Origin of the sequence: Comamonas sp. E6 (assembly GCF_001010305.1) — a bacterium.
GTDB classification, from domain to species: Bacteria; Pseudomonadota; Gammaproteobacteria; order Burkholderiales; family Burkholderiaceae_C; genus Comamonas; species Comamonas thiooxydans.
On sequence record NZ_BBXH01000011.1, the window covers coordinates 1 to 25,458 of the forward strand.

Below are 25,458 nucleotides of genomic sequence, written 5' to 3' on the forward strand. Positions count from 1 at the left end.
TCAACATCGCTGTGCCCGTGCCGTGCCAAGTGGCTGAGCCAGTGCGCCCAGTGATGCCCACTGAGGCTCTGGCACCCGGAGTGCCGCCTTTCGTGCTGCTGCGCGCTTCCCTGGCAGAGATCGACCGCCGCGAGGCATACGAGGTAAAGCTGGTCGCCGCCCTGGCTAGTTGCAGGGAGCATCTGAAATGACGAAACCCCTGTGCCGTATGGTGCACCGTGCTACAGAGTGCTAAGCCCGCTCGGTTTTTTGCGCCAACGACTTAACAGGCAGTGCGCAATCTGCACACCTAGAGCACACAGGCCGTATGCTGCGGCAAGCCAGAACTGACGGGTCCACAGTAACGTCAGTAGGATCAATAAATCACCGAAACCACTAGCCAGCCGGTATGTAGTTGGTGGCAATGGTGATGGAAGGTGGCGAATCGATGAACCAAATACCTTGTGAACTCGCCAAGTAAGCCAGGCCCATCTAAGCCCAGCAACCCAAGCATTGATAGTGACGAAGGTTGCCAAGAGGGAGCCTAGTGCAAATTGGGCAGAGCGTGGATGTAGATGTTCATACCAAAGCGTGACCAGTAAAAGTCCATCAACTCCAAGTAACAACAGCCAGCGAGTCGAGGAGATATGCACAGGCGAATCCATGGAGGGCCGACCCATTTGCTACTTTACTCGCCGGACATTCAGTTCTAACTCATACCCCATGGCAGCCAGTGCGGCAGCTACGGTGTCGATCTTGGTGGCGTGGCCCAAGTCAAAAACGCGGGTCATTTCTTGGGGCTTCACACCCATCGCGCGGGCCACGTCTGCAGGGCGCGCACCGGTGGCCAGCCGGGCATTGAGTAGGGCCACCTTGACCGCGACACTGGCGGGCAGCTCCACCAGGCGCTCGCCTTTTTCGGGCTTGCTGGGGGCCGGTACGGCGCGGCCATCTTCAAAGTAGAAGTCCATGGCCGTGACCAGCGCGTCCCGGGCCATTGACTCGGCTTCCGCGAGATCATCTCCCTGGGTAAGGGCTTCCGGAATATCCCGGAAGCTGACGGTGTAGCCCCCTTCGTCGGCGGGATCGAAGCGAGCAGGGTACTTTTGCATGTTGTTTCCCATCTAGTGGTCGTGAAGCTCAGGAATTCAGGCTAGGCCCCTTCGGGCCTGCCTCCTTAGTTGATTCCTAGTTGCTTCAGGATTGCGCGTCTTGTGCCTTCCTTCAGCTCTTTACTTGGGTGTCTTGGCAGGGTGCTTACTTTGCCGTTGTGGTACAGCCTCCAGTGATTCGTACCGTTCTCGACTCTGACCCCCTGCGCTTCAAGCCACCGCTTGAATTCGCTGATTTTCACGACCACCTTTCTTTTGTTGCGATGGCGCAAGTATAAACAAAAATGCTTATATTATGCAAGCATTATTGTTTATTTTTTGAGGTCGGCGTGTTGATGCCCAGAGTGGACTAGTAGCCTTCGACCAAAGGCATATCCGTCCCATCGACCGAAATCATCACGCCCGTGGTGTTGGGGTCGATTTCAATTGGGATGCTTCATTGGACTTACCTTGCAAAGGCGCAGCCTGAGAATAAAGAGCTGGAGCGCCATAGTAGCCATGCCAGTCTGTAAGCAGGCAGCTACGCTGACAGCGCCTCAGTCAATGCACACGCAACTAATACGGCAACCTGTCGCGCTGTCCGGCCAATTCCTATGAGTCAATGGTGCAAATTGATGGACTGTGTGTCTATGGTCGTAGTTGTCAGGGCTTGGACTGGAACTTGGGTCAAGCGCACAAACCTGGCAAGGCCTACCGCTGACACAGAGTGATAGTGACTTTGATAGCCATCTTCGAAATGCTGACAGAACGCTACCCCTCCGGAGTGCAGACTACTAGACCAGTACCAGGCAAGATCGAATGACTCAGATCCTCCGTCAAGGAAATCTGATGCGATGGTTTGAGCTGGGTAAGATTCAGAATAGTGCTTCCCCTCGGGAAGACTGTTGCGATTCACACCATCGAACCAGTTCGCATAGTTCTGATTTTTCGATGGCTTTAGCATGCGATAGCCTAGCTCCAATACGTCGCGTGCTGGTATCAGCCAATCGTTATAGCCATTGATGTTTGCGGCAAGTGCGGCTCTAGCAAGCGGGCTTCCCGCATCTGCTAAAGCGACAGTATTGCTGTAGCTGTCTGCAGGATCAAATGCATTCGCTTTCTCAACGTCAATTTCCGCTTTGATCTGAGTGGATTTTGGTGCCCATACTATCGCATAGATATGTGAATTAATATTTATCACTCCACCATAAAATCCACCTTCAAATGGTTTTCCATAGTCGGTATCTATGGTGGATAAGAATGAAGGGATGCGCATGATTTCTCTCGGTTGAAGTAAATTCATTTTTAAATATTTCGCCTTCTATTTTGAATTTTTTCTTATGAGGTTACTCTATTATTCTTATTTAAATCAAAATACTACGAAATATTACTTCTATTTATTATTTTGTGTCAAAAATACATTTTGAAATATAATCATTTAGTTTATTAAGTATTTATTTGATTGATTAATATGATTTAAAGTTTGAAGAACTATTAGATTTGTATTTTAGCGAAGTTGTATTCCTGAAAAAAAAACTTCAAAAATGTCATATATATAAAAATAATTTTGACAAAGAGATAATTAGGTTCAAAATACTTGAATAAATAATGGAAGGTCATCGGTCTATGCGAGACGTTCTATCAAATCACAGAGAAAATATCTCAGCCCTAGCTGCTTGGGCCATGTATAGCCGTGGCTTGGAAGCAGAGTTCTCGCACAGCGCTCTCGAGCAGTTGTCTCTCGTATCTGGTCCTGCGAAAGAGTCAGGTCATGGCATACATGAAATGACTCAATTGCTGTGGTGTTCAATCGATAACGATGACTCGCGTGACCTCGACCAAATATCATCAATTGAACCCCTGGGGCAGGGGAGTGTTCGGGTTTTCGTTGCCGTGTCTGATGTTGACAGTGTGGTCAAGAAAGGCTCTCCGATTGATGAGCATGCAAGGTTAAATACAACTTCAGTCTATAGCTCGGCTCGAGTGTTTCCCATGCTGCCGGAGCAGCTATGTACAGATCTCACCTCTTTGAATCAAGATCAAGATCGCTTGGCTCTGATCACAGAGATGACCTTCAGCGGCGATGGTCTTCTGATTGAATCGAACATATATCGGGCTTTAGTGCGGAACAAGGCAAAACTCGCATACGACGCAGTGTCGGAATGGTTCGAGGGGGTCGGGGAGTTGCCAGGGCCAGCGCAAAAAGTCGTGGGGATGGACACCCAACTGAGCATGCAAGATGAGCTTGCTCAGAAGCTGCGAGTGCAAAGACGTTCGCAAGGATCGCTGGAGTTTGAAACTTTTCAGCCTCATGCGGTGTTTGACGGCGACATCATCATCGACATTCGTCAACAGCCACACAATCGGGCTCGTCAATTGATTGAGGAGTTGATGATTGCAACTAACGGTTGCACAGCGCGCTTCCTGGCCGCGCAAGGCACTGCTTCATTGCGAAGGGTCGTCCGTTCACCAGAGCGGTGGCAGAGAATTGTTGAAGTCGCTGAAAGTTATGGATCAAGCTTGCCGGCTGAGCCCGATGGAGAGGCTTTGCAGGCATTTCTTGCAAAGCAGCATCAAGCAGATCCCTTGAGGTTTCCGGACTTGTCGTTGGTGATCATAAAGCTGATGGGGCGAGGCGAGTACGTGGTGGAGCGTCCGCGCGGGCCATCTATTGGCCATTTCGGATTGGCCGTGCAAGACTACATGCATTCGACAGCCCCAAACAGACGTTACCCAGACCTGATTACCTTGCGTCTACTAAAAGCCGCACTTGCTGGGGAAAAGTCACCCTACACCTATGAGGAGTTGGAGGCTCTTGCCACGCATTGCACCACTCAAGAGGATGCAGCACAAAAAGTAGAAAGACAGGTGCGCAAGTCGGAGGCGGCTCTGCTATTGCACCATCGCATAGGTGAAGTATTTGCTGGGCTCATCATTGGCGCCGGGGAGCGCGGCACTTGGGTGCGTATTTTTACACCTCCCGCAGAAGGTCGCGTGAAGGGAGATCTCCCTACTCTCAATGTTGGTCAAAAAGTGAAGGTAAAGCTTGTTTCGACCTCAGTTGAGCGTGGATTTATTGATTTCACTATCGCGCATTGAGATTCAATGGGCGAAAGATACTGGTCTTGGCGGAGGTGAAGAATCTATGAGATTGCTCTTCTGCCGCAAGAAGTTTGTTACACCTCCGAGTATGCGGTAAGCATTACCGGAGATACTGCTTGAAGCGCATATTCAATGGCAATCCAGAATGCGCGGCGCAGACGGATATTTGATCAGCGACAGGAATTTTCCTTGATGTTCTGGTTGCCCGGGATTGCGATGATCAGACTTAATTTCCAACTGAAGTTGAACTATCAAGTTTTAGAGCACGGTGCAGATTTTTTCTTCTACATACATGCTGCTAATACTTCTCATCAACAAGTGTCATCTGAGCATTTGACAGTAGGTGAGGCAAGTGCTGATTGGGAGATTCAACAGTGTCAAGACGTCACGCAACGTTGTCTAAGGGTCAGCGCTAGGCCTGGCACACTGACTGTGCATTACGAGGCCATCGTAGAGATTTCTCACCACAAAGCTGAGCCAGGATACGTTTCAGAGGTGCCTGTTCGGCGGTTGCCGTTAGAGGTGCTGCAATACGTCTATCCCAGCCGCTACTGTCAGTCAGATCGATTGTCGAAGTTTGCGGTCGACCGGTTTGGTCATCTGCCGCAAGGCTACGCCCGAGCCCAAGCGATCTGTGATTGGGTGCGGCAAAACGTGACGTTTAGGTCGAATACGTCTATTGGTACAACTTCAGCAGTCGACACGTTGATCGAGCGGGTAGGCGTGTGTCGTGATTTTGCTCATTTAATGATAGCGCTTTGCAGAGCAATCAACCTACCTGCGCGATTTGTGACAGGTACGGACTATGGTGCTGATCCGGCTCTAGGTCCAAGCGATTTCCACGCCTATGTGGAAGTTTATCTTGGATATCGCTGGTTTATTTTTGACCCATCAGGAACGTCGATTCCCATGGGGCTGATGCGAATCGCCACGGGACGGGATGCCGCAGATGTGGCTTTCGCCACCATATTTGGCAGTGTGATCAGTGAGCCTCCACACATTCATGTTCAGGTTGAACATTCGGAGAAGAAAAATTGGGAGTGGCCTGTTTACACGTCGCTTGCTCTGTCAACGGAATAGTTCTATGCGATGCATAGGCCATGAGGTAAAAGTTGCTGCGTTACTTTGGAGTAGCTTGCGTGCCCAGACCCTGGTGAGTCCGGGCTACTTTCAGGTGGTCAGCCAGGGTGTTGCATCTGAGATGCCGACGACAAGGCGGAGGAGGGTTGCTGCAAGCATCGCTACACTTTAGATGCAGGCAAAAAAATGGGTAGAAACCGTTTCAGATTTTCTACCCACTTTACGTGGGGAATGGCTTGTTTACTAGCAATTCTGGTGCCGGAGACAGGAATCGAACCGGCACGCCTTGCTGCGGGGGGCGTTTCCTGGGTTGGGCGTTCAATGAGCCGAGCTAGGGGCAGGTAAAACGTGTGGTGGAGATCTCGCCGGGCCGATGGCGCACCGTGGGCGCTGGCCGGGCTGTGGAATCGCTGAAAGGATCCGGCGTCCGGTGAGCTGGTGGAGAGCTACACCATGCTGACCATCAATGCCGACTCACATTCGCTGATGAGTCGCATGCACAAGCCAGACCCCAAGCTGCCATCGGACCAGCAGGACAAGCGCAGCGTGATCCCGATCGAGATGCAGGATATTGATCAGTGGTTGGCGGGGACGGTGCGGGAGGCAGGGCAGTTGTTGGTGTCAGCGCCATTCGACATATTTAATGCAGCCCCAGCCGAGCTTTAGGTCCCTGACGGCCGCCTACAACTGGCCCACGGCAGAGGCTCGATACTCTGGAGCCAGCTGAGGCTGGAGCAGTAGCCAGCAGATGTGCAGAGCATCAAGCAAAGAAAAAATAATAAAATTTGTGCTTTTTATATAAAAGTATTATGATAGGCGGCAGCTGCATACTTCAACTAGTCGTCTTGCAGCGTCTTCCGGGAGACAAAAATGTCGTCCGGCAAGAAATTTTTCGCGAGACATCTCGCACCGTTGGCTGTAGAGCAGCAGCCAATCGAGTCATCGAAAGCTCATGCGGGTCGCTCGGCCTGCTCTGATTGAACTAGATTCCACTGACTCCTATCGCTATGGGCAAGTACTTCGTTACGCCCACATCACACAAGACCAATTGCGGTCGCTTTCAAGCTTCCTTCGCACTTCAGCGCACTAGGCACAACAGCAGTTACTGCCGTGTTTTTCGCTTTGACAAAACATTCGCCTCGACCGAAGCAGCAAAGATCTTTGCTGTAACGCAAGGCTGGTTGCATACCTCCATGCAGCCATCGACGTGCTGAGCCGCTAACGAGCTCGTAACTTCATCCTCCGGTTGCCGTGGATTCCCATTCCCACTGCCACATTCAAACGATGCATCAATCCTTGACGCGTCACCATTAGAAAAGGCTCCTATGAGCACCAAAATTTACGTTGGCAACCTGCCTTACTCCGTGACTGACTCCAACCTGCGAAGCAACTTTGCTGAGTTCGGAATTGTTACCTCTGCCAAAGTCATGATGGATCGTGAAACCGGACGCTCCAAAGGCTTTGCGTTCGTAGAAATGACGTCTGCCGACGAATGTCAGGAAGCTATTTCTGCTTTGCATGGCATGTCCGTTGATGGACGTTCGATCGTTGTCAATCTTGCGAAACCTCGTGAAGAAGGTCGTGGATTCGGTGGCAACCGCGAATTCCGCGCCAGCTCTCGTCCAAATGTTGGCTATGGCAACGATGGCTATGGCGGCGGCTACTGATCTAGCTTCAAACTCAAGAAAACGCCCTCAGTTCGAGGGCGTTTTTGTTTCAGTGAGTGGGCCGATTGTTACGGCTTGCAGGCCGCTGGCGGGCCTTCTATGAGGTGCGGTTTTGAGGAGTGAGAACTAGTGTGTGGTTGCGCTGGCTGATGGCAAGCTCGCAACGTCCATGCTTGTGACGCTCATCCTTGGCATCGGCATGCATGTCGTCAAGCTGAGCAGGAAGCAAAACAAAAAACAGTTCCGGGCGAATTAAGGCCTCCCGGGACGGTTCATAGGGTATGGTGGGTAACTCAAACCACTAAGGAAACGCCTGATGCCAAAACCCAACTATCAATTCGAAAAAAGGCAGCGGGAGCTCGAGAAGAAGAAAAAGAAGGCTGAGAAGGCTCAGCGCAAAGCTACAGGGCCCGAAACAGTTGCGCCAGTCCTGAACTCTGAGGCACCGGCTGAGAACAACTCAGAGGCGTCGATGCCCTGAAGTCTCACCTTGACTTGTTCGTCTTGCCCTGGCTCACCGCATCGGGCTGTCAGGGTGTCGCCGTCTGAGACCTCGACAACAAGGCAGATGAGGGCTGAGGCGAGCATAGGCAAAGTCAGAGAGGGTTGTTATCCGGTGCATAATAACGACCGGTCATATCAAACGAGAAATGATCGATGCGGAGCGCTCCGCAAATCTAGGTTGAGGCTAGACCGAAAAAACCTAGTGAAATCAATCATCTGCCCGTAGCTCAGTTGGATAGAGCAACAGCCTTCTAAGCTGTGGGTCACAGGTTCGATCCCTGTCGGGCAGGCCAAGCGAAGAAAAAGCCCATTCATGCAATTGCATGAATGGGCTTTTTGCTTCTGCATCAGCAGTGTGCTGCAGAGTGCATTTAGAGTGGCTAACACCACCGATCCACGAAGCGCGCACAGATGATCGCTGCTACCAGTTTCAGCAGCGCCTCGTGGATATCCAGTCGTCTTTCAAAACGGATTCGCAGCTTGCCAAAACTTGCAAACCAGCTGTGCGTCCGCTCCACCACCCAGCGATGCTTGCCCAGTCGCTCGCTACTCTCAACGCCTCGCCTAGCAATCCGGCCGATGATGCCCCGCTGCCTTAGGTGGTCTCGGCATCGCTTGAATTCGTAGCCTTTGTCAGCGTGCAGTTTCGATGGTCTTTTACGGGGACGCCCTGACAAGCCTGCAATCGCAGGAATCGCGTCCACGCACTTCTTGAACATTTTGGAATCGTGCCGGTTCGCCCCGCCTCACTGACCAAGATCACCAACGGGATGCCTCTGGCATCTACAACGATGTGTCGCTTGGAACCGAGCTTGCTTCTGTCCGTGGGGTTAGGGCCCGTTTCCTGGCCCCCCGGGGGCTTGGTACTGAGGAGCCATCAATGCTGGCCCGGCTCCAATCGATCTGGTCATGTTCACGTAAGCGAGTCAGCATGGCCTGGTGCAACTGCTCCCAGACGCCAGCGGTATTCCAGTCGCGCAAGCGCCGCCAGAAAGTCATGCCGCTGCCGTAACCAAGGGATTAGGGAAGCTCTTCCCATGGGATACCTGTTTGCAGAACGAACAGGATGCCGTTGAGGGCAGCTTCGTCGCTGACTGCGAGCTTGCGCGCACCGCATTTGGCAGAAGGCACGAAGGCTGGGATAAGGGGTTGTAGCTGTCGCCACAGTTCTTTGCTTACGGGTCGTCGTGCCATGAGGGCAGCGAGCATAACTGCTTTGCGGGGGCTCTGACCAAGTAGTGTTAGCCACTCTTAAGACTCTGCGATCTTGCCTCTATATTTTCATTCCATTTCTTCTTCAAAAACGACCGATGGTGCGGCGACGACGCGTGCAATGTCCGTGGGGGCAGTAATCAGGCTTTTGCTTACATAGCTGAAAGGTGTGTCAGGCTCGAGGGCTGCAGTCGCCAAATGCGCTTTTGCCTGGTTGAGGGTGATGTAGTAGCTGCCCATTGGCGCTTCAATGGCGCCACGTGTCAGCACAGGGGTGTTGCTGACGGTACGGGATGGGGTGTAGTTTTCTGCCAGCATCTGACCAGATTCTGCAATCTGCATGACTTGCACCCCCTGCAGGCGCAAACGGTCGACGGCTCGCCCTGAGTCAGCCGACAGCCAGTAACCGCATGGGCGGGGACGGCTTTGTTCGGGCTTTATGTTCAGCGATGAATTCCAGTCCACACGGGCTTCGATTTCCTGGCCGGATTCGGCCTGCAGCATGCGGATGGTGCGCTGCTCAGGTGTTTGTTTGGCCTGGATGGTCAGGGTGTTGCGGCAAGCGAGAGCGGAAATGTCGCGGGACACAAAGGATTCGACCTGCTTCAGGTTTTTTGATTTCTCGGCCGTGGCTCGCAGTGCTGCAGTTGCCGCAGTGACCAGGCTGTGCACGCGGCGCTGAATGTGCAGGCGCCCCAGATCGGAGCCGCGGCTGGCTATCAGCAGAGCGACAGAGTTTTTGAGACTGCTGGTGTTGGCAAGAGTGTCGGCAGTCAAACCGGCCATGGACATTGATTTGTCCTCAGGCTGAGCGCTGGGCTGAAAAAACCATTCATTGCTGAGCTCTGCCTGCTTGAGAGCGTTGCGTATGGGTTGACTGAACCACTCTCGCGCTGCCTTGTTGACAAATTCGTGTGCATTGGCCGTGGCAGCGGGTTGCAGCAGTACGTCGTAGCGCTGCACGGCCTGAAATTTCTGCAGCAACGTGCCAGCTGCTGGAAATTCACGTAGATCAATCACAGCTGCAGGCCGGTAGTTACGGGTCAGGCGGGCGAGGGCCTGTGCTTCCGGAGTGCTCAGCAGCAAATGATCGTGAACGAGGTCTGTGCCATCTGCTGTGACGTGGCTGGCCGTGCCTGCCGCATCAGGATTGGCCCGGGGTACGATGATGATGTTGGTCTGCTGCAGCAAGGGCGCCAGCAGGCCGCCCTGGCTCAGTTCGCGTGCGACGACCAGCAGGGCCTCAGTGCTGGCGGGTTCGTCGCCACGCTGGCCGCCGACCAAAAGCACGGTGGGTTTGCCGCTGCTGTTGATGGCTGTTGCCTGGGTGCTTTGGCCCTGAGTCGCAATAAGTGCTTGAATCGGTAGCCCTCTTTGAGAGGTGCCGATAGTGACGGTGGACAGTTGCGAGCCGTTACCGGCCTTGCTGCTCATTGATTGCAGCCATGCAGAAATTTCTGTCTGCGTGCTGAACTGTTGTCGCCCGCTACCCAGACCCGGTGTGTCATAAAGAGTGGTGGGGTCGGTAAAGCGAGACTCGATGGCCGGGTTATAGGGCAGGGCTGTCAGCTGTGGCGTAGGGGCAACCGCTTGGCTGATCACCGAAGGGGCGGCAGGAGAACTTGCTGCGGAAGGGGTTGGGGCCGGTGCCGGGCCTGACATGCCAGTCCAGGGCGGCAGCTGCACATTGGCACAGGCCGTCAACAGCACTGCCGAGCCCACTGTCGTCAGCTTGAGCATGCTTTGGGTCCAGACGGACTGCGTGCGCTTGGCATGAGAGAAAACAGGCTTGGTAAGAAATGTCATAAGTTCAACGCAGATAAAAAGAACATGCCAAGAGCGAAAGCTCGAGCTTCGCACATCTGGAACCCATATTAGGTCGGCTGGCTTGCTGTCGGCTGTCAGCGCGCAGCGATGCTGCAGCTGGAAAAAGCAGAAGGGCTGCAATATTGGAGATTGCAGCCCTTCAGGAGGTTGGGCTGAAGGTGATTTCACACCTTCAGCCATAGACGCCGTGGATTAACGGCCGTAACCGCCGCCAAAGCCCCCACGGTTGCCACCGCGATTGCCTCCGCCAAAGCCACCACGACCGCCGCCAAAGCCGCCACGGCGACCACGGTCGGCCATGCTGTCCACGCTGGTGCGCATAGGATCTGGCTGGCCACCAGCGTTGCTGCCGCGCGCGCCGTTGTGGCGGGCGTGGCCTTGCTGCGTACCCAGGTGCGCATCGGCACGGGGGGGCTGGTCGTCGTAGCGGTTGCCGCGCTCACGATCACCGAACTGGCGGGCGCCGCCGCGTTTGGGGGCTCGCTGTTGATCGCTATTGCCTTGGGGGCGTGGAGCGCGGTCGCTTTGGCCAAACGAGTTGCTGCGCTCGGTGCTGCGATCGGAGTTGCGTTCGCCACGTTCCACTGCTTGCTGACCCTGGCCGCGCTGGCTGTTGACGCGGCTGTTGCTGCGAGGCTTGTGCTGGCGTGCGGGGCGTTGCTGTGCTTCACCTTCTGCTTCGCCTTGCTGGGCATCTGCAGCAGGACGGCGACCACCGCGGCTGCCATTGGGAGTCTTGTTGGAGCGGATACGCTCCATCATTTCCTGGCGGGCTGCCTTGGCAGCTGCCTGCATTACATCGCGGCTGGGAGGCTTGCCAGCGCCACCCCACAGGGTCTGTCGGCCCATGGCGATGGGCTCGGCGATTTCGCCTTCTTCAGGACCAAAACCTTCGATGGGCTGCACCGGAATCTCCTGCTTGGTAAAGCGCTCGATATCCATCATGAAGCCTTCTTCGTCCATGCAGACCAGGCTGACTGCGTTGCCTTCGCGGCCGGCACGGCCGGTACGGCCGATACGGTGTACATAGTCTTCCGAGATATTGGGGATCTCGTAGTTCACCACATTGGGCAGTTCATCAATGTCGATGCCGCGTGCCGCGATATCGGTTGCCACCAGCGCGCGCAGTTCGCCTGTCTTGAAGCCTTCCAAGGCCTGAGTACGGGCGCTCTGGCTCTTGTTGCCGTGCAAGGCCATGGCGGAAACGCCGTTCTTGGTCAGGTACTCGGCCACGTTGTTGGCGCCAAACTTGGTGCGAGTGAACACCAGCACCTGACTCCAGTTGTTTTCCTGGATGATGTGCAGCAGCACCTGCTTTTTCTTGCCGCGCCCCACGGGGTGGATGACCTGCTTGATACGCTGCACGGTGGTGTTGCGCGGCGTGACCTGGATGGATTGGGGGTTGCGCAGCAGACCATTGGCCAGCTCGCGAATTTCATCGCTGAAGGTGGCAGAGAACAGCAGGCTTTGCTTGTCCTTGGGCACAAGAGCCAGAACCTTCTTGACGTCATGGATGAAGCCCATGTCCAGCATGCGGTCGGCCTCGTCCAGGATCAGCATCTCGACGGTGGACAGGTCCATGAAACCCTGACCAGCCAGGTCCAGCAGACGGCCTGGCGTGGCAACCAGAACGTCAACGCCTTTTTCGATGCGTGCGATCTGCGGCTTCATGCCGACACCGCCAAAAATCACGGTGGAGGTAATGTCCAGATATTTGGCGTAGCTACGCAGGTTTTCTTCCACCTGGGCCGCCAGTTCGCGGGTAGGGGTCAGCACCAGAGTGCGGATGCCCTTGCCGCCAAACTTGTTTTTGGGCGCTGTGCCGCTTGCCAGGCGCTGCAACATGGGCAGCGTGAAGGCGGCAGTCTTGCCGGTACCGGTCTGGGCGCCGGCCAGCAGATCGTGCCCGGCGAGAACCAGAGGAATGGCCTGTGCCTGAATGGGAGTCGGGTTTTCATAACCCTGTTCTTGTACGGCCTTCAGAATGGCGGGTGCCAGATTCAGTTCTTCAAATGTCATTGTGATCAATTGCGCCAATCCTGGGCGCGGGGTATCAGCCTGTCATGGCACCCGTGGGGTGCCTGGCCAGTTGTAGGCAGATATAGTTTGCGTGTTGGGAGCTTGGAAACGCTTCCTTTGTCCCCAGCTGAAGTGCTGCTGCAGCAGGCAACTGGACGCCTGTTGCGAGGGGTATTGTCGCATGCACCGATAATCATGGTTTGATTGCCGTGTAAAGCGGCACACTTTTTTGCATAAATCCAAGTAACTCAAAGCAATTCGGACATGGCTCAATACGTTTTTTCGATGAATCAGCTGACCAAGACGGTGCCGCCCAAGCGCCAGATCTTGAAAGGCATTTCCCTGAGTTTCTTCCCCGGCGCCAAGATCGGCGTGCTGGGTCTGAACGGCTCGGGCAAGTCTTCGCTGTTGAAGATCATGGCCGGTGTGGACAAGGAGTATGAAGGCGAAGCCATCCCCATGCAGGGCCTGTCCATCGGCTACCTGCCCCAGGAGCCTCAGCTCAATCCCGAACACACCGTGCGCCAGGCTGTGGAAGAAGCCATGGCCGAGGTGAACAATGCCAAGGCCCGTCTGGAAGAGGTGTACGCAGCTTACGCAGAAGAAGATGCGGACTTTGATGCCCTGGCTGCCGAGCAAGGTGAGCTGGAAGCCATCATCGCTGCTGCGGGAACGGACTCCGAGCATCAGCTGGAAATCGCTGCGGATGCACTGCGCCTGCCGGCATGGGACGCTATCGTGGGTCAGCTCTCCGGTGGCGAAAAGCGCCGCGTTGCCCTGTGCAAGCTGCTGCTGTCCAAGCCAGACATGCTGCTGCTGGACGAGCCGACCAACCACTTGGACGCCGAGTCCGTGGACTGGCTGGAGCAGTTCCTGCACCGCTTCAGCGGCACCGTGGTGGCCATTACCCACGACCGCTACTTCCTCGACAACGCGGCCGAATGGATTCTGGAACTGGACCGTGGACACGGCATTCCCTACAAGGGCAACTACTCCGACTGGCTGATCCAGAAGGGCAACCGCCTGGAAGCCGAGCAAAAGGGCGAAGAAGCCCGTGCCAAGGCCCTGAAGAAGGAACTGGAGTGGGTGCGCCAGAACGCCAAGGGGCGTCAGGCCAAGTCCAAGGCCCGTATTGCGCGCTTTGAAGAGCTGAGCGATTACGAATACCAGCAGCGCAATGAAACACAGGAAATTTTCATTCCTGTGGCCGAGCGTCTGGGCTCCAAGGTCATCGAGTTCACCAATGTCTCCAAGTCCTTTGGCGACCGCATGCTGATCGACAACCTTTCGATGAACATTCCCGCTGGTGCCATCGTCGGCATCATCGGACCGAATGGTGCCGGTAAGTCGACTCTGTTCAAGCTGATAGCGGGTAAGGAGCAGCCTGATTCAGGTACGGTGGATATCGGCCAGACCGTGAAGATGGCCTTTGTGGACCAGCACCGTGATGAACTGGCCAACGAAAAGACCGTGTGGGAAGACATCTCCGGCGGTTTGGACATGATCACCGTGGGCAAGTTCACCATGGCGTCGCGCGCTTACGCGGGCCGCTTCAACTTCAACGGCCAAGACCAGCAAAAGAAGGTCGGCAACCTCTCCGGTGGCGAGCGCGGTCGCCTGCACCTGGCCAAGACGCTGATTCAAGGCGGCAACGTGCTGCTGCTGGACGAGCCCTCCAATGACTTGGACGTGGAAACCCTGCGTGCGCTGGAAGACGCGCTGCTGGAATATGCCGGTACCGTGATGGTCATCTCGCATGACCGCTGGTTCCTGGACCGTATTGCCACGCATATCCTGGCCGCCGAAGGCGATTCCCAGTGGGTATTCTTTGATGGCAACTACCAGGAGTACGAAGCCGATAAGAAGAAACGACTGGGTGAGGAAGGTGCTGCGCCCAAGCGCATGCGTTACAAGGCGTTGAAGTAAGCATCAAAATGTCTCCAGCAGCGGCTGGAGCGGGTATTCTTAGGGGCTATGAGCCTCGCACATGCATCCGTTTCCGTGCTGCGCACCTGCCTTGTCCAGGTGGTGCGTGGCGCTGATGCATTCGCGCTGCGATTGTTGCAGCGCACCGAATATGCGTTGGAGCAATCGCTTTCGACGGGTTCCCACTCTGTAAGGCGCGATGTGCTCGGCGCTGCGCTGCATAACCTGCAGCAGCACCGGGCCTCGGTGATCAGCAGCTTCCCGCAGAATTTGCTGGAGGCGCTGGTACTGTCAGCGCGCCAACCTTTTTCCTTTTCTGCACAGACGCTGGATACTGTCACTGGCCGGCTTTTGCCATTGGCGGCCATGGCCGAGTCGGCCAGCCGCCAGCTCAAGGCCGAGCACAAGCTGGTGCAGATGGTCGAGCCCCAGGTCGAGCTGGCGCTGGCCGATCTGGATGCGTTGATGAGCGGCGCTCAGGGGCTTGAATCCGCTCGGCCAGAGTGCAATCCGCTGCGGCTGGAGAACTATGTACGCGCTTTGAGCCAGTCGTTGACGGCTGTTCAGCCCGCCACGGAAGTGGCCGATTGCTGGCATGAATTCATGTCGCAGCAGCTGGGCTCGATTCTGGCTTCTGAATATTCCCGTGCTGCCAATTTGCTGCGCCAGCATGGCGTGCAGCCTGCTCGCTATGGCGCGGACGGTGACACCCGGCCTCAATGCCTGTTGACCTTGCGGCTGTTGCAGGAGTTGGCCTCAGATCTGCGCTGGATTGATGATTCGCGCTGCACCGTGCCCCAGTCGCTGACGGACTCCATGCTGGCGGGTTGGCCGGCGACCGAGCCGGCCTCTATCGCGCCTGTGCAAGATTCGGGGCTGGAGCCAGGCTGGACTTCGTATTCGGCCAATGCGCTGCAGACTTCGCAACAACCCTGGGTACCCAGTGCTCTGAGGGGATTGCGCGCACCACAGCCCAGTCAGGCGCCCAGTGCTCTGATTCAGATACGCACGCTGCAGCGAATGATGAGCCATATGACCAGCGACGGCCGCCTGCTGCCGCCGGTGCAGCGGGTCTTGTTGCGGCTTGAACCCATGTTGAGCCAGTTGGTGGCGCAAGACGGTGTTTTCTTTGAAGATCGCTTGCACCCGGCACGGCAGTTGCTGGACGAGCTGACGGCTCGCAGTCTCTGGTTTGCCAGCGAATCTGCTCTGGGATTTGCCCACTTCATCACCGTGGCAGAGGCTGCGGCGAACCAGTTGGCTAGTGCAGGGCAGGCAAATGCCAATGTATTTGCCCGAGTGCTGCAATTTGTGCGCGAGCAGTGGCCGCCGGAAGGTCGTATGAGCCGCATTGCGGCGCTGAGCCAGCATACCGAAGTCGAGCATTCCACGCGGCAAGGGCTGATGAGCTCGGCGCTGGGGCTGGTCGATCGCCAAGTTGTGAGCGCCATCGAGCAGATCAAGCCCGATGCCCTGCAACTGGCGCAGATGATTCGCAGCTTGCCCAGTGCCAAGGGTGTGCCTGAAGATATTCTGGATTTTGTGACCGGCCCGTGGGCCGGTGTGATTGCCCAGGCACAGCTGCGGGCCGAACCAGGGCAGGAGCGCGACCCGGGTGGCTATCTGGCGCTGGTGCCCAGCCTGCTGTGGAGCGTGTCGCCGCAGGCCGCTCAGGATGTGACGCGGCTGGTGGCCATGGCGCCCAAGTTGCAGCGCCGCCTGGCGCGAGGCTTGCGCAGCGTGGGCCGCACGGATGTCGAAATCGCCGCACTGGCGGCCCGGCTGGGAAGCCTTCAGCAGCGGGTATTGGATGCGGCCGAGGCTGCGGGCCAGTCCGGCTCCGACGAATTTGCCAGGGTGGATGTACTTGGTGAACTGCCCAGCGTGCTGGCGGGGCTGGATGGCGCCTCAGAAACCGTGCGCGCAGGACTGGATATCACCTTGCCGGTACTGACCGACAGAGTCGAGGATCCGCCATCAGTGGCCGTGATGCGAGAGGCGCAGGTTCAGGCTGCAACCCATTCCTCAGGACCTGTCTTCAAGACCACAGCGCCGCAAAAGATAGTCAGTGCTCCATTGGACGAGACTGAAGCAGTTGTTTCTGCTCCCATGCCGACGCATGCATCCATGGGGCAGAGCAAGCCTGCTGATGTTGCCGAATGGCCTTTGGGCACCTGGGTGGAGCTGTGCAACGAGCGCCAGCAGCTGCGCACCAAGCTCACCTGGGTCAGCCCGCAGCAAAGCCTGTTTCTGTTTACCGCCGAAGACGGAAGCACCCAGTCCATGACGCGCCGCATGCGCGATAAATTGTTGACACAGGGGCAGTTGCGGCGACTTGAGGCGATGGCCTAGCTTCTTGCGCGTAAATCCCGGTGGCTGGGTAGTGTCGTCTGGCCTTCGATCTGTACCGATTGAGCCAGCAAGACGGCGCGTGCGGTGGCTATGGCCACGGCTTCGGCCGCCAAGGTGCTCAGCGTCATCATTCCCGGCGATTTTCCGCTGCGGCCCGTGCCCAGGGCAAACAGGCTGTCGCCATCGCTCATGGTGTGCACGGGGTTGATGGCACGTGCCAGGCCATCATGGGCTACCACGGCCAGGCGGTGGGCCTGGGCTTTGGTGATAGCGGCGTCGGTCGCTACGACGCCTATCGTGGTGTTGCTGCCGGCCAGAATCGGCCTGGGCTCTTCGCCCGCCAGCAAGGCATCGCGGGTGCCGTGCAATTGCAGGCCGTCTGCCGTGCGTGCCCCGGCCAGCAACTCACCGTTGAAGGGGTTGAATACATCGCCCAGCGCATTGCAGGCAATGATGGCTCCTACGGTGACGCCATCGACAGTAAAGCTGGCCGTGCCTATGCCGCCCTTCATGGCGCGCTCGTGGCCGAAGACCTTGCCCACCACGGCGCCAGCGCCAGCGCCTACGCTGCCCTCGGCGGGTCGCCCGGTGCCGGAGTCCTGCCCCGCATTCCGGCAGGCGGCATAGCCGGCCGCAGCATCGGGGCGTATGCGCATATCGCCCATCATTACGTCAAACAACACGGCTGCCGGCACCAGCGGAATCCGGCCCACGCCGATATTCAGGCCGGCACCTTGCTCTTCCAGCCAGCGCACGGCCCCTGTGGCTGCGTCCAGCCCCCAGGCACTGCCGCCGGCCAGCATGATGCCGTGGACCTCCTGCACCAGATTGCTGGGGTGCAGCAAATCGGTCTCGCGCGTGCCAGGGGCTGCGCCGCGCACATCTACACCGCCCACGGCACCCTGGGGGCACAGCACGACGGTGCAGCCCGTGGGGCGGTGCGAGTCGCTGAAATGGCCCACGGAAATGCCCTGCACACGGCCGATATGGCCTTCGTGCGCGAGCAGATCCTCAATAGTTGAAAAAGCGCTCATGCCAGTACTCCTTGTATTTCTTATATATTTTTATGGATAAACAGATGGTTTTTTATTCTTTAGGGTTTGCCCGTGTAGGGGTCATACTTGCTCACATTGTTGCAGCTCGGTAAACAAATGAGAGCCGTGCTGCCCACGTGTATCCAATTCCAGGAGAGATCCATGCCCGCCCATTTTTCTTTTGCTGCCAGCCGCCGTGCCGTTCTGGCCACTGCCGCAGTAGCATTGCTGGCGACTGCCGGTGTACCTGCTCTGGCACAGGACCCGGCCAAAAAGAACCTGCTGATTGGCGCCACCGCCGGCTCCAATTACGACCTGCTGCAAAAAGGCATAGTGCCCCAGCTGCAGAAAAAGGGCTACCAGATCAAGCTGATCGAGTTCAACGACTATGTGCAGCCCAATCTGGCGCTGTCCGATGGCTCGCTGGATGCCAATTTCTTCCAGCACCGTGCCTATTTCGATCAGTTCACCACGGATCGCAAGCTGGCGCTGACTGCGATTGCCCAGGGCCCGGTGGCACCCATGGGTGTGTACAGCAAAAAGCACAAGTCTCTGGCCGATATCAAGAGTGGCGCCAAGGTGGCTCTGCCCAATGACCCCAGCAACCTGGCGCGTGCATTGCTGGTGTTGCAGCAGGCAGGCCTCGTCAAGGTCAAGGAAGGGGTGAACCCGGCCCGTATCTCCGAGCTGGATCTGGCCGCTAATCCCCACAAGCTCAAGTTTGTGGCGCTGGAGGCAGCCCAGTTGCCGCGTGTGCTGGAAGACGCCGACTATGTGGTGGTCAATGGCAACTTTGCCGTTTCCTCGGGCCTGAAGCTGAGCGAGGCCGTGGTGTTGGAAAAGACTCCCGATCTGTACCTGAACGTGGTGGCCGTGAAGACCGGCAACGAAAACAGCCAGTGGGCCAAGGATCTTTCCGCTGCCTACCGCTCGCCAGAGTTCAAGGCCGTGGTGGACAGCCAGTTCCCCGGCTACTCCAAGCCTGCTTTCCTGAAGTGATGGGGTTGGACTGAAGACGCCAAGGGCCGCGATGCGGCCCTTTTTTCATGCCCGTGGATTTGCTGGTTTTAGATGAAAAGCAAATAAGAGCATGGGTTTTTATTGGTTGGAATTTGCTCTCCCTGTCTGGATACTGCAAAGGCCTCTGCATGGATGCAGAGTCAGACCTTTGATATCAAAACACAGTACATCAACGAGGAGCAAAGCATGACCACTCTTTTTTCCGTAGCGCACCGCCGCCGCAGTCTTCTGGCCACCACCCTGCTGGCGGGAGCCGCTCTGGCTATGGGCACCCTGCCGGCTGCGGCCCAGGACGCGGGCAAAAAGCAATTGGTGATTGGCGGCACGGCAGGCTCCAACATTGATCAGCTGCAATACGGCATCGTCCCCATTCTGCAGAAAAAGGGCTACAAGGTGCGTCTGGTGGAGTTCAACGACTATGTGCAGCCCAACCTGGCTTTGGCCGACGGTTCGCTGGATGCCAATTTCTTCCAGCACGAGGTGTATTTCAATCAATTCAAAGGTGACCGCAAGCTGGATCTGACGGCCCTGATACAGGGGCCGATCGCGCCCATGGGCGTCTACAGCAAGCAGCGCAAAAGCCTGGCCGACCTGAAGGAGGGGGATCGCATTGCCCTGCCCAACGACGCCAGCAATCTGGCTCGGGGCATTCTGCTGCTGCAGCAGGCGGGGCTGGTCAGGCTCAAGGAAGGCGTGAGCCCGCTGCGCGTGTCCGAGCTGGATCTGGCCTCCAATCCCAAGAAGATCAAGCTCGTGCCCCTGGATGCGGCTCATCTGCCGCGCGCGCTTGATGATGCACAGTACGCCATCATCAACGGCAACTTTGCGATTTCATCGGGCCTGAAGCTGTCGGACTCGGTGCTGCTGGAAAAAACGCCCGAGCATTATCTGAACATCGTGGCCGTCAAGACCAAGGACAAGGATGCGCAATGGGCCAAGGATCTGGCTGCAGCTTACAAGTCCGCCGAGTTCAAGGGCGTGGTGGACAGCAAGTTTGCGGGTTATGCCAAGCCCGCATTCTTGCAATAAGACTCAGCCGACAAGAGCCTGAACCTCGTTTTCCAGGTGGCGCAGCGCACGCAGCTCGATCTGCTGCAGCTGCGCTTGCTGCGTTTCGGGCAGGCCTTGCAAAAGCGCGGCGGCGCCAAAGTCGCTGAGCACGGCCTGCCCGGTCTGCAGATTGCACAGGATATTGTGGGCATACAGATCTCCATGGAGCAGACCACGGCCGTGCAGATGGGTGATGGCAGAACGTATGCCTTGCAGCAGCTGCTGGGCCTGGTCGGCTTGCAGGCGAAGTTCGGGGTCATAGACATCTCGTGTGCAGCTGTCGAAGCTGGGCGGCCCGGCCAGCGGGTGCATGGCTGAATCCAGCAGGGCCGTGGCCATTTGTCCGTCAGGAGCGCCCAGAACCTGCGCCAGCGGCGTCAGCAGATGAGGGTGCTGTCCTGCCGCAATGCCTGCCGCCAGTTCGGATTGCGGCGTGCCGTCGCTGGTCTGGGCGGCCTTGAAAACCTTGAGTGCCAGATCCTGCCCGTTGAGGCTGGCGCGGTAGATATGGCCGCTGGCGCCTTCGCCCAGCTTGCCGGTGATTTGCAGATTTTGATAGAAAATGGGCTCAATCCCATGCCCTGAAATCGTATCCAGCTCCTGTTTTTGAGTCATTGGGTTACCTGCCAACGCCAGCCATGCCAGGCGAGGCAGCCGGAAGATGACTTCAGGAGCATCTTCGAAACGGTTGCTTGCAATGCGCAGCAATTCCAGCGTCTGGCAATGCTCCAGGCTCTGGGGCAACTGCCTCAGCTGGTTGCACGACAGCATGAGCTTTTGCAGACGCGTGCATTGGCCGATGGATTCGGGCAACTGGTGCACATGGTTGTCCGTGAGAATCAGCCAGCGCAGGCGCGCCGGCAGGCTGTCCTCGGGCACATGTGTGATGCGGCAGGCCTTGAAACCTACCATTTCGAGTTGCGGCATGCGGCCCAGCACGCGGGGCAGTTCGCTGAACGGATTGTTTGAGGCAAACAGAATGCGCAGCTGCGCAAAGCGCGTCAGATCATCGGGCAGGGTACTGAGCCGGTTACCCGACAGATCGAGGATCTCCAGCGTATCGGCCAGCTGATACAGCGCGGCGGGGAACTCGGTCAGCCCATCGCAGAGCCTGATATGGTGTGCGCGGGCCAGTGAACCATTGGCCAGCCCGGAGTGAAACTGCTCTAGCGTCAACATAGGAGGCGCAGTCTAAGCCCTACGCACCCCATGCACCTAAAACACACAATGCACGGAATGCCTGCATGAAAATCTTCAAAGACCTGCCTGCGCTGGTGCAGGCATTGCCCGAACTGACGCTGAGCGACTGGGTGGATCTGCCTGCCGATGCCGCTGCCCAACTCGATGCGCCACATCAGTCCCCGCCAGCTGGTCTGCTGGCTCAGCCTGCCTTGCGCTTTGTGGTGCGCTATGCGAATGAGGTGTCGCGCATGGGCTATGTGCCGTGGATGCCGGTGGCGATGCTCGCTCAGATGCACTGGCCTTCACCCTCGGACGCGGTGGCATGGTCTTGTTTTCTGCAGGCCGAGTTCGGGCGCAGCCAGCGCTTTGTAGAAAACCATGATGTGTGGGATGAGGCCGACCTGCCCGAGCCGTATTGGCTGCCCGCCGATGCTTCGCTCGATCAGCGGCTGGCCCACTGGTATCAAGGCCTGCAGGCTCATGCCTGGATGGATGAAGAGCCCGCCCAAGCCAGGCCATTCAGCCGGGCCGAGCTGCGCCTGTGCGAATGGCGCCTGGGTTGCAATCTGCCCGAGTCCTTGCGTGACTATCTTTTGCAGCTCGGTGTGCTGGACTGGGCCGAGCGCTTGCTGAGTCCGCGCTTTGATCTCATGGCGCCGGATATAGACATGGATGCCATCGGTTCGGTGCAAGTCGTGTTTCCGGGCATCGCCGATATTGTGGAGATGAGTGCGCCGCAACAGGCGCTGGCCTTGAAGGCGCAGTTGAGCGAGCTGGTGGTGTTCGGGGACTACCTGGGCAATGGCAATCTATGGTGCTTTGACCGTCGCGATGGCTCTGTCTGGTATCTGGACCATGACAGCAACCCCTTGCTGACCCGCATGTTCGACGATGTGGGTGACTATCTGGGTGCGCTGGCCTTGATGTCGCTATGCCGCAGTCACGCCGTGGCCCAGGGGCGGGATGATGGCGATGAGCAGGCCGAATTGCTGCTGGCAAAGCGCTTTGGGCGGGCGCAGATCAGGAAATGGATGTACTGAGATGACAATGAAACTGCTCAAGGCCGCTGAAAAAGGCGATATCGCTGCGCTGGAGCTGCGCCTGAAGGACGGTGACGATATCGCCTATGTGCAAAAGAGCACAGGCCTCAATGCGCTGATCACAGCCCTCAATTGCGGCAACGATGCTGCGGCCCAATGGCTGGTGGAGCAAGGCAGTCCGCTGGATCAGGTGAGCCTGGCAACCGGTATGACCGCCACCGCCTGGGCGGCCTTCAACGGGCGCACAGAGATGCTGCAAGCGCTGCGGCAAGCGGGGGCCGATCTCGACAAGACAGGGGATGACAAAGGCCGAACCCCGTATCTGATTGCCGTGGACCATGGTGCGTGGGAGGCCGTACGCTGGTTCTGGTCGGCCGGGGTCGACCTCCAGCGAAGAGACGCCCAGGGTCGCAATGCCTTTGATCTGCTGGTGTGCAGCGGTCGTGATGTGCCCGGGGATCTGCTGGAGCGTGTGGCAGGCCATGCGGCCGTACCGCCCACGGGGCGGTGACGGGATGACGATGTCATGTTTGCATGGCATCGTCATCGCTTTAACGGCGAGATTGCATCAGGACGCTGGCTGGATACGGGTGATGATCAGCGATCCATCCTTGTCCTCGGCATGGAACAGTACCTTGTCGCCGGCCTTGAAAGAGGCCGACTGTGCAGAGCCTGACAGCGCAAACACCATGGTCATGGGAGGCATGTCCAGGTTCTTGATTTCTTCATGGCGAATCGTCAGCTTGCCTGTGCGGGCATCCACACGGGTGATTTCACCGGCGGTCAGCACATCGGTCTGGCCAGCCGGTGCGGCTGCCGAAGCATCGGCCATCGCCCCATGGCCTGCGTGCGCCGAGTGATCCTGTGCGATAGCGGGGGCTGCCAGTGCAATGCCGAGGCTCAGCGCTGCCAAAGTGGTGTGAAAGAGGTTTCTCATCATGTTCTCCTGAATTGAGGGGGTCAGCCGCGATAGCTGGTGAAAACGGAGGTGCTGACATCGCTGTTCATGAGGTTCTTGGTGACCAGCAGCACGTCGTAGGGGTCTTTGCGGCCGCCGTACTCGGGGCCGTCCATGCCGGGACTGCCGATGGGCATGCCCGGTACGGCGATGCCCAGCGCCTTGGGTTTTTGCTTCAGCAGCTTGTGCACATCGGCGGCAGGCACATGGCCTTCGACCAGATAACCGCCCACCAGGGCTGTATGGCAGGAACCCAGGCGGGTAGGCAGGCCCAATTTGGCGCGTACGGCGCTGTTGCCCACGTCATGCACCTTGACGGCGAAGCCAGCCTGCTCCATCAGGGCAATCCAGTCCTTGCAGCAGCCGCAGTTCGGGTCTTTCCAGACCTCCATGGCAATCTTGGCAGGAGTGGCTGCCATTGCTGGCAGCGCAGCCATGCCGGCAGCGGCGGCCAGCAGATGCAGGACGTGGCGGCGGTTGGTGCTTGTCATCGGGAATTCCTTTCTTGCGTTATTCGGTGACGGTGAAACGCCCCGTCATGCCGGCCTGGTAATGGCCGGCGATCAGGCAGGCGAAGTCGAATTCGCCTGCGCGGTTGAAGCTCCACACCATGTCTTCGGTCTGGCCTGTGGCCACATGGGCCATATAGGGTTCGGCATGTTCCATGCCGGGGTACTTGAGCATCATCTGCGCGTGCTCATCGAGCGATGCCCGGGTGCCCAGCACCATCTCGTGCATGAGAAGGCCTTTGTTGACCACGCGCAGGCGCAGGGTTTCGCCCTTTTTCACGCTGAAATGACTGGGGCTGAAGCGCATGTCGTCCGTCATCTCGATGGTGATGGTGCGCTGGGCCTCCCTGGTCTCGGCAGCAATGCCCCAGGGCTTTTGCTCCTTGACTACGGGACCGCTGGCATGGGCGTTGTTTCCATGCGCAAAACTTGCACTGACGCTTGCTGCCAAAGCGCAGGCGGCTATGAAATGAATAGTCTTCATGGGATTCTCCTGGCATCAGTGCTGGGTGTGAGCCCCCGTGGCGGGGCCGGCTTCGGGTTTGCGTACGGTGGCGGCACCGGGAGCGGTGCCGGGTGTGCTTTGGCGGGGGGCCTTGGCATCGAAAGGTGCGCCCTGCCATTCATAGGCCCGGGTGCCCTTGGGCTGCTGGTACCAGCCAGGATCGCCATAGTCGTTGGCCCCCAGGTTTTTGCGCACCTTGAAGCTGGTGAACATCCCGCCCATTTCGATGGGGCCGTAAGGGCCCTGACCGGTCATCATGGGGAAGGTGTTGTCGGGCAGAGGCATTTCCATGGCGCCCATATCGCCCATGCCGCGCTCGCCCATCAGCATGTAGTCGGGCACGATCTTCTGGATCTTGCCCACCAGGCCGCGGTGGTCCACGCCGATCATGGTGGGCACGTCGTGGCCCATGGCGCCCATGGTGTGGTGGCTCTTGTGGCAGTGGAAAGCCCAGTCGCCGGGTTCGTCGGCAATGAATTCCACCTGGCGCATCTGGCCCACGGCCACATCCGTCGTCACCTCGGGCCAGCGGGCGGACTTTGGAACGGGGCCGCCATCGGTGCCCGTGACCTCGAACTCATGGCCGTGGATATGGATGGGGTGGTTGGTCATGGTCAGATTGCCCACGCGGATGCGCACCTTGTCGCCCTGACGAGCCACCAGTGGGCTGATGGCGGGGAAGGCGCGGCTGTTGAAGGTCCAGATATTGAAATCCGTCATCTCGTTGATGCGCGGTGTCATGGTGCCGGGCTCGACTGCATAGGCGCTGAGCAGGAAGGCATAGTCGCGCTGCACCTTGTCGATCAGCGGGTGGGCTGTCTTGGGGTGGGTGATCCACAAGCCCATCATGCCCATGGCCATCTGCACCATCTCGTCCGAATGCGGGTGGTACATGAAGGTGCCGGGGCGGCGCGCCTCGAACTCATAGACGAAGGTCTTGCCCGGCGGGATGTGGGGCTGGTTCAGACCGCCCACACCGTCCATGCCATTGGGCAGACGCTGGCCATGCCAGTGGATGGTGGTGCTCTCGGGCAGGCGGTTGGTGACGAAGATGCGCACCTTGTCGCCTTCCACCACTTCGATCGTGGGGCCCGGCGACTGGCCGTTGTAGCCCCACATATTGACGAAAAATCCGGGCGCCACCTCGCGCACCACGGGCTCGGCCACGAGGTGGAACTCCTTGACGCCCGCATTCATGCGCCAGGGCGTGGTCCAGCCGTTGAGCGTGACCACGGGTTGGTAGGGGCGACCGTTGGGCGGCATCAAAGGCGCAGCCGTGTCGGCGCTGCCTTGCATGACGGGTTCGGGCAGGGCCGCCATGGCAACCCGGCTGACGGCCATTGAGGTTGTGGCGGCTGCCACTGCAGTGGCAGCGCCAGTGAAAAAGGATCGGCGTTGCAT

Annotated in this window: 23 protein-coding genes, 1 tRNA gene and 3 pseudogenes; 14 read left to right on the forward strand and 13 right to left on the reverse strand. The window is 57.8% G+C overall.

What is annotated here, in order from left to right; all coding sequences use genetic code 11:
- The coding region (locus tag CSE6_RS26455; protein WP_059440423.1) for a hypothetical protein at nt 1-191 on the forward strand (191 nt) is incomplete at its 5' end.
- A gap of 471 nt (nt 192-662) precedes the next feature.
- Here CSE6_RS26455 and CSE6_RS09790 read toward each other — a convergent pair.
- From CSE6_RS09790 to CSE6_RS09800, 3 genes are all read right to left on the reverse strand, one after another.
- A complete protein-coding gene (locus CSE6_RS09790) occupies nt 663-1,091 on the reverse strand; it encodes a type II toxin-antitoxin system HicB family antitoxin (protein ID WP_059440524.1) in 429 nt (142 codons plus the stop codon).
- Between the two features lie 65 nt (nt 1,092-1,156).
- Nucleotides 1,157-1,339: a type II toxin-antitoxin system HicA family toxin gene (locus CSE6_RS09795; protein ID WP_370545704.1), complete on the reverse strand. Its 183-nt coding sequence runs from the start codon at nt 1,337-1,339 to the stop codon at nt 1,157-1,159.
- Nucleotides 1,340-1,689: 350 nt separating this feature from the next.
- Nucleotides 1,690-2,373 carry a DUF1566 domain-containing protein gene (locus tag CSE6_RS09800; protein ID WP_152668556.1) on the reverse strand — a complete coding sequence of 228 codons (684 nt, stop codon included), beginning with the start codon at nt 2,371-2,373 and terminating at the stop codon, nt 1,690-1,692.
- 482 nt (nt 2,374-2,855) lie between these two features.
- On the opposite strand from CSE6_RS09800, the gene CSE6_RS09805 reads away from it, so the two are divergent.
- From CSE6_RS09805 to CSE6_RS26060, 6 genes and pseudogenes are all read left to right on the forward strand, one after another.
- Nucleotides 2,856-4,169, forward strand: coding sequence for an RNB domain-containing ribonuclease (locus CSE6_RS09805; RefSeq protein ID WP_231905871.1), 1,314 nt, complete (start codon nt 2,856-2,858; stop codon nt 4,167-4,169).
- 195 nt (nt 4,170-4,364) lie between these two features.
- The gene (locus tag CSE6_RS09810; RefSeq protein ID WP_331710345.1) at nt 4,365-5,252 is read left to right on the forward strand and encodes a transglutaminase family protein; all 888 of its coding nucleotides are present in this window, start codon (nt 4,365-4,367) and stop codon (nt 5,250-5,252) included.
- A gap of 345 nt (nt 5,253-5,597) precedes the next feature.
- A pseudogene (locus CSE6_RS09815) lies at nt 5,598-5,918 on the forward strand (SOS response-associated peptidase family protein); the annotation flags it as partial.
- A 341-nt stretch (nt 5,919-6,259) separates the two neighbouring features.
- Nucleotides 6,260-6,466 (forward strand): hypothetical protein, encoded by a 207-nt coding sequence (locus tag CSE6_RS26795; RefSeq protein ID WP_083994707.1) that lies wholly within the window; start codon nt 6,260-6,262, stop codon nt 6,464-6,466.
- 111 nt (nt 6,467-6,577) lie between these two features.
- Nucleotides 6,578-6,919 carry an RNA-binding protein gene (locus CSE6_RS09825; RefSeq protein WP_059440425.1) on the forward strand — a complete coding sequence of 114 codons (342 nt, stop codon included), beginning with the start codon at nt 6,578-6,580 and terminating at the stop codon, nt 6,917-6,919.
- Between the two features lie 316 nt (nt 6,920-7,235).
- On the forward strand, nt 7,236-7,400 hold the full coding sequence (locus CSE6_RS26060) for a hypothetical protein (protein ID WP_165572407.1): 165 nt from the start codon (nt 7,236-7,238) through the stop codon (nt 7,398-7,400).
- On the opposite strand, the pseudogene CSE6_RS26460 reads toward CSE6_RS26060, so the two are convergent.
- Nucleotides 7,379-7,507: pseudogene (locus tag CSE6_RS26460) on the reverse strand (thermonuclease family protein); the annotation flags it as partial. The gene CSE6_RS26060 and the pseudogene CSE6_RS26460 overlap by 22 nt on opposite strands.
- 132 nt (nt 7,508-7,639) lie before the next feature.
- Between CSE6_RS26460 and CSE6_RS09835 the strand changes: the two are divergent.
- Nucleotides 7,640-7,716 (forward strand) — tRNA-Arg (locus CSE6_RS09835).
- 87 nt (nt 7,717-7,803) lie between these two features.
- On the opposite strand, the pseudogene CSE6_RS09840 reads toward CSE6_RS09835, so the two are convergent.
- From CSE6_RS09840 to CSE6_RS09850, 3 genes and pseudogenes are all read right to left on the reverse strand, one after another.
- A pseudogene (locus CSE6_RS09840) lies at nt 7,804-8,617 on the reverse strand (IS5 family transposase).
- Between the two features lie 87 nt (nt 8,618-8,704).
- A complete protein-coding gene (locus CSE6_RS09845; RefSeq protein ID WP_059440426.1) occupies nt 8,705-10,441 on the reverse strand; it encodes a M14 family zinc carboxypeptidase in 1,737 nt (578 codons plus the stop codon).
- 213 nt (nt 10,442-10,654) lie between these two features.
- On the reverse strand, nt 10,655-12,481 hold the full coding sequence (locus tag CSE6_RS09850; RefSeq protein WP_034406197.1) for a DEAD/DEAH box helicase: 1,827 nt from the start codon (nt 12,479-12,481) through the stop codon (nt 10,655-10,657).
- A gap of 264 nt (nt 12,482-12,745) precedes the next feature.
- Between CSE6_RS09850 and ettA the strand changes: the two genes are divergently transcribed.
- Both ettA and CSE6_RS09860 read left to right on the forward strand, forming a co-directional pair.
- Nucleotides 12,746-14,407 (forward strand): energy-dependent translational throttle protein EttA, encoded by a 1,662-nt coding sequence (gene ettA, locus CSE6_RS09855; RefSeq protein ID WP_003063408.1) that lies wholly within the window; start codon nt 12,746-12,748, stop codon nt 14,405-14,407.
- A 48-nt stretch (nt 14,408-14,455) separates the two neighbouring features.
- The gene (locus CSE6_RS09860) at nt 14,456-16,759 is read left to right on the forward strand and encodes a DUF1631 family protein (RefSeq protein WP_059440427.1); all 2,304 of its coding nucleotides are present in this window, start codon (nt 14,456-14,458) and stop codon (nt 16,757-16,759) included.
- Here the strand turns inward: CSE6_RS09860 and CSE6_RS09865 are convergent.
- Nucleotides 16,756-17,793 (reverse strand): P1 family peptidase, encoded by a 1,038-nt coding sequence (locus CSE6_RS09865; RefSeq protein ID WP_059440428.1) that lies wholly within the window; start codon nt 17,791-17,793, stop codon nt 16,756-16,758. The two genes, CSE6_RS09860 and CSE6_RS09865, sit on opposite strands and share 4 nt — an antisense overlap.
- A 162-nt stretch (nt 17,794-17,955) precedes the next feature.
- Here CSE6_RS09865 and CSE6_RS09870 point away from each other — a divergent pair, with 162 nt between their 5' ends.
- Both CSE6_RS09870 and CSE6_RS09875 read left to right on the forward strand, forming a co-directional pair.
- Nucleotides 17,956-18,792: a MetQ/NlpA family ABC transporter substrate-binding protein gene (locus tag CSE6_RS09870; protein WP_034359209.1), complete on the forward strand. Its 837-nt coding sequence runs from the start codon at nt 17,956-17,958 to the stop codon at nt 18,790-18,792.
- Nucleotides 18,793-18,999: 207 nt separating this feature from the next.
- Nucleotides 19,000-19,842, forward strand: a complete 843-nt coding sequence (locus CSE6_RS09875; protein WP_059440525.1) for a MetQ/NlpA family ABC transporter substrate-binding protein — start codon at nt 19,000-19,002, stop codon at nt 19,840-19,842.
- Between the two features lie 3 nt (nt 19,843-19,845).
- Here the strand turns inward: CSE6_RS09875 and CSE6_RS09880 are convergent, their stop codons facing one another.
- The gene (locus CSE6_RS09880; protein WP_059440429.1) at nt 19,846-21,042 is read right to left on the reverse strand and encodes a leucine-rich repeat-containing protein kinase family protein; all 1,197 of its coding nucleotides are present in this window, start codon (nt 21,040-21,042) and stop codon (nt 19,846-19,848) included.
- A gap of 65 nt (nt 21,043-21,107) precedes the next feature.
- On the opposite strand from CSE6_RS09880, the gene CSE6_RS09885 reads away from it, so the two are divergent.
- Both CSE6_RS09885 and CSE6_RS09890 read left to right on the forward strand, forming a co-directional pair.
- Nucleotides 21,108-22,085, forward strand: a complete 978-nt coding sequence (locus CSE6_RS09885) for an SMI1/KNR4 family protein (RefSeq protein WP_059440430.1) — start codon at nt 21,108-21,110, stop codon at nt 22,083-22,085.
- Between the two features lies 1 nt (nt 22,086).
- A complete protein-coding gene (locus CSE6_RS09890) occupies nt 22,087-22,596 on the forward strand; it encodes an ankyrin repeat domain-containing protein (protein WP_059440431.1) in 510 nt (169 codons plus the stop codon).
- Between the two features lie 57 nt (nt 22,597-22,653).
- On the opposite strand, the gene CSE6_RS09895 is transcribed toward CSE6_RS09890, so the two are convergent.
- Genes CSE6_RS09895 through CSE6_RS09910 form a run of 4 tightly spaced genes read right to left on the reverse strand, consistent with a single transcriptional unit; the run spans nt 22,654 to nt 25,458 of the window.
- Complete coding sequence (locus CSE6_RS09895) at nt 22,654-23,022, reverse strand: copper-binding protein (RefSeq protein ID WP_059440526.1); 369 nt, start codon at nt 23,020-23,022, stop codon at nt 22,654-22,656.
- Nucleotides 23,023-23,045: 23 nt separating this feature from the next.
- Nucleotides 23,046-23,534, reverse strand: coding sequence for a DUF411 domain-containing protein (locus CSE6_RS09900; RefSeq protein ID WP_059440432.1), 489 nt, complete (start codon nt 23,532-23,534; stop codon nt 23,046-23,048).
- Between the two features lie 19 nt (nt 23,535-23,553).
- Complete coding sequence (locus tag CSE6_RS09905) at nt 23,554-24,036, reverse strand: plastocyanin/azurin family copper-binding protein (protein WP_034395533.1); 483 nt, start codon at nt 24,034-24,036, stop codon at nt 23,554-23,556.
- Nucleotides 24,037-24,051: 15 nt separating this feature from the next.
- Complete coding sequence (locus CSE6_RS09910) at nt 24,052-25,458, reverse strand: multicopper oxidase family protein (RefSeq protein ID WP_034395536.1); 1,407 nt, start codon at nt 25,456-25,458, stop codon at nt 24,052-24,054.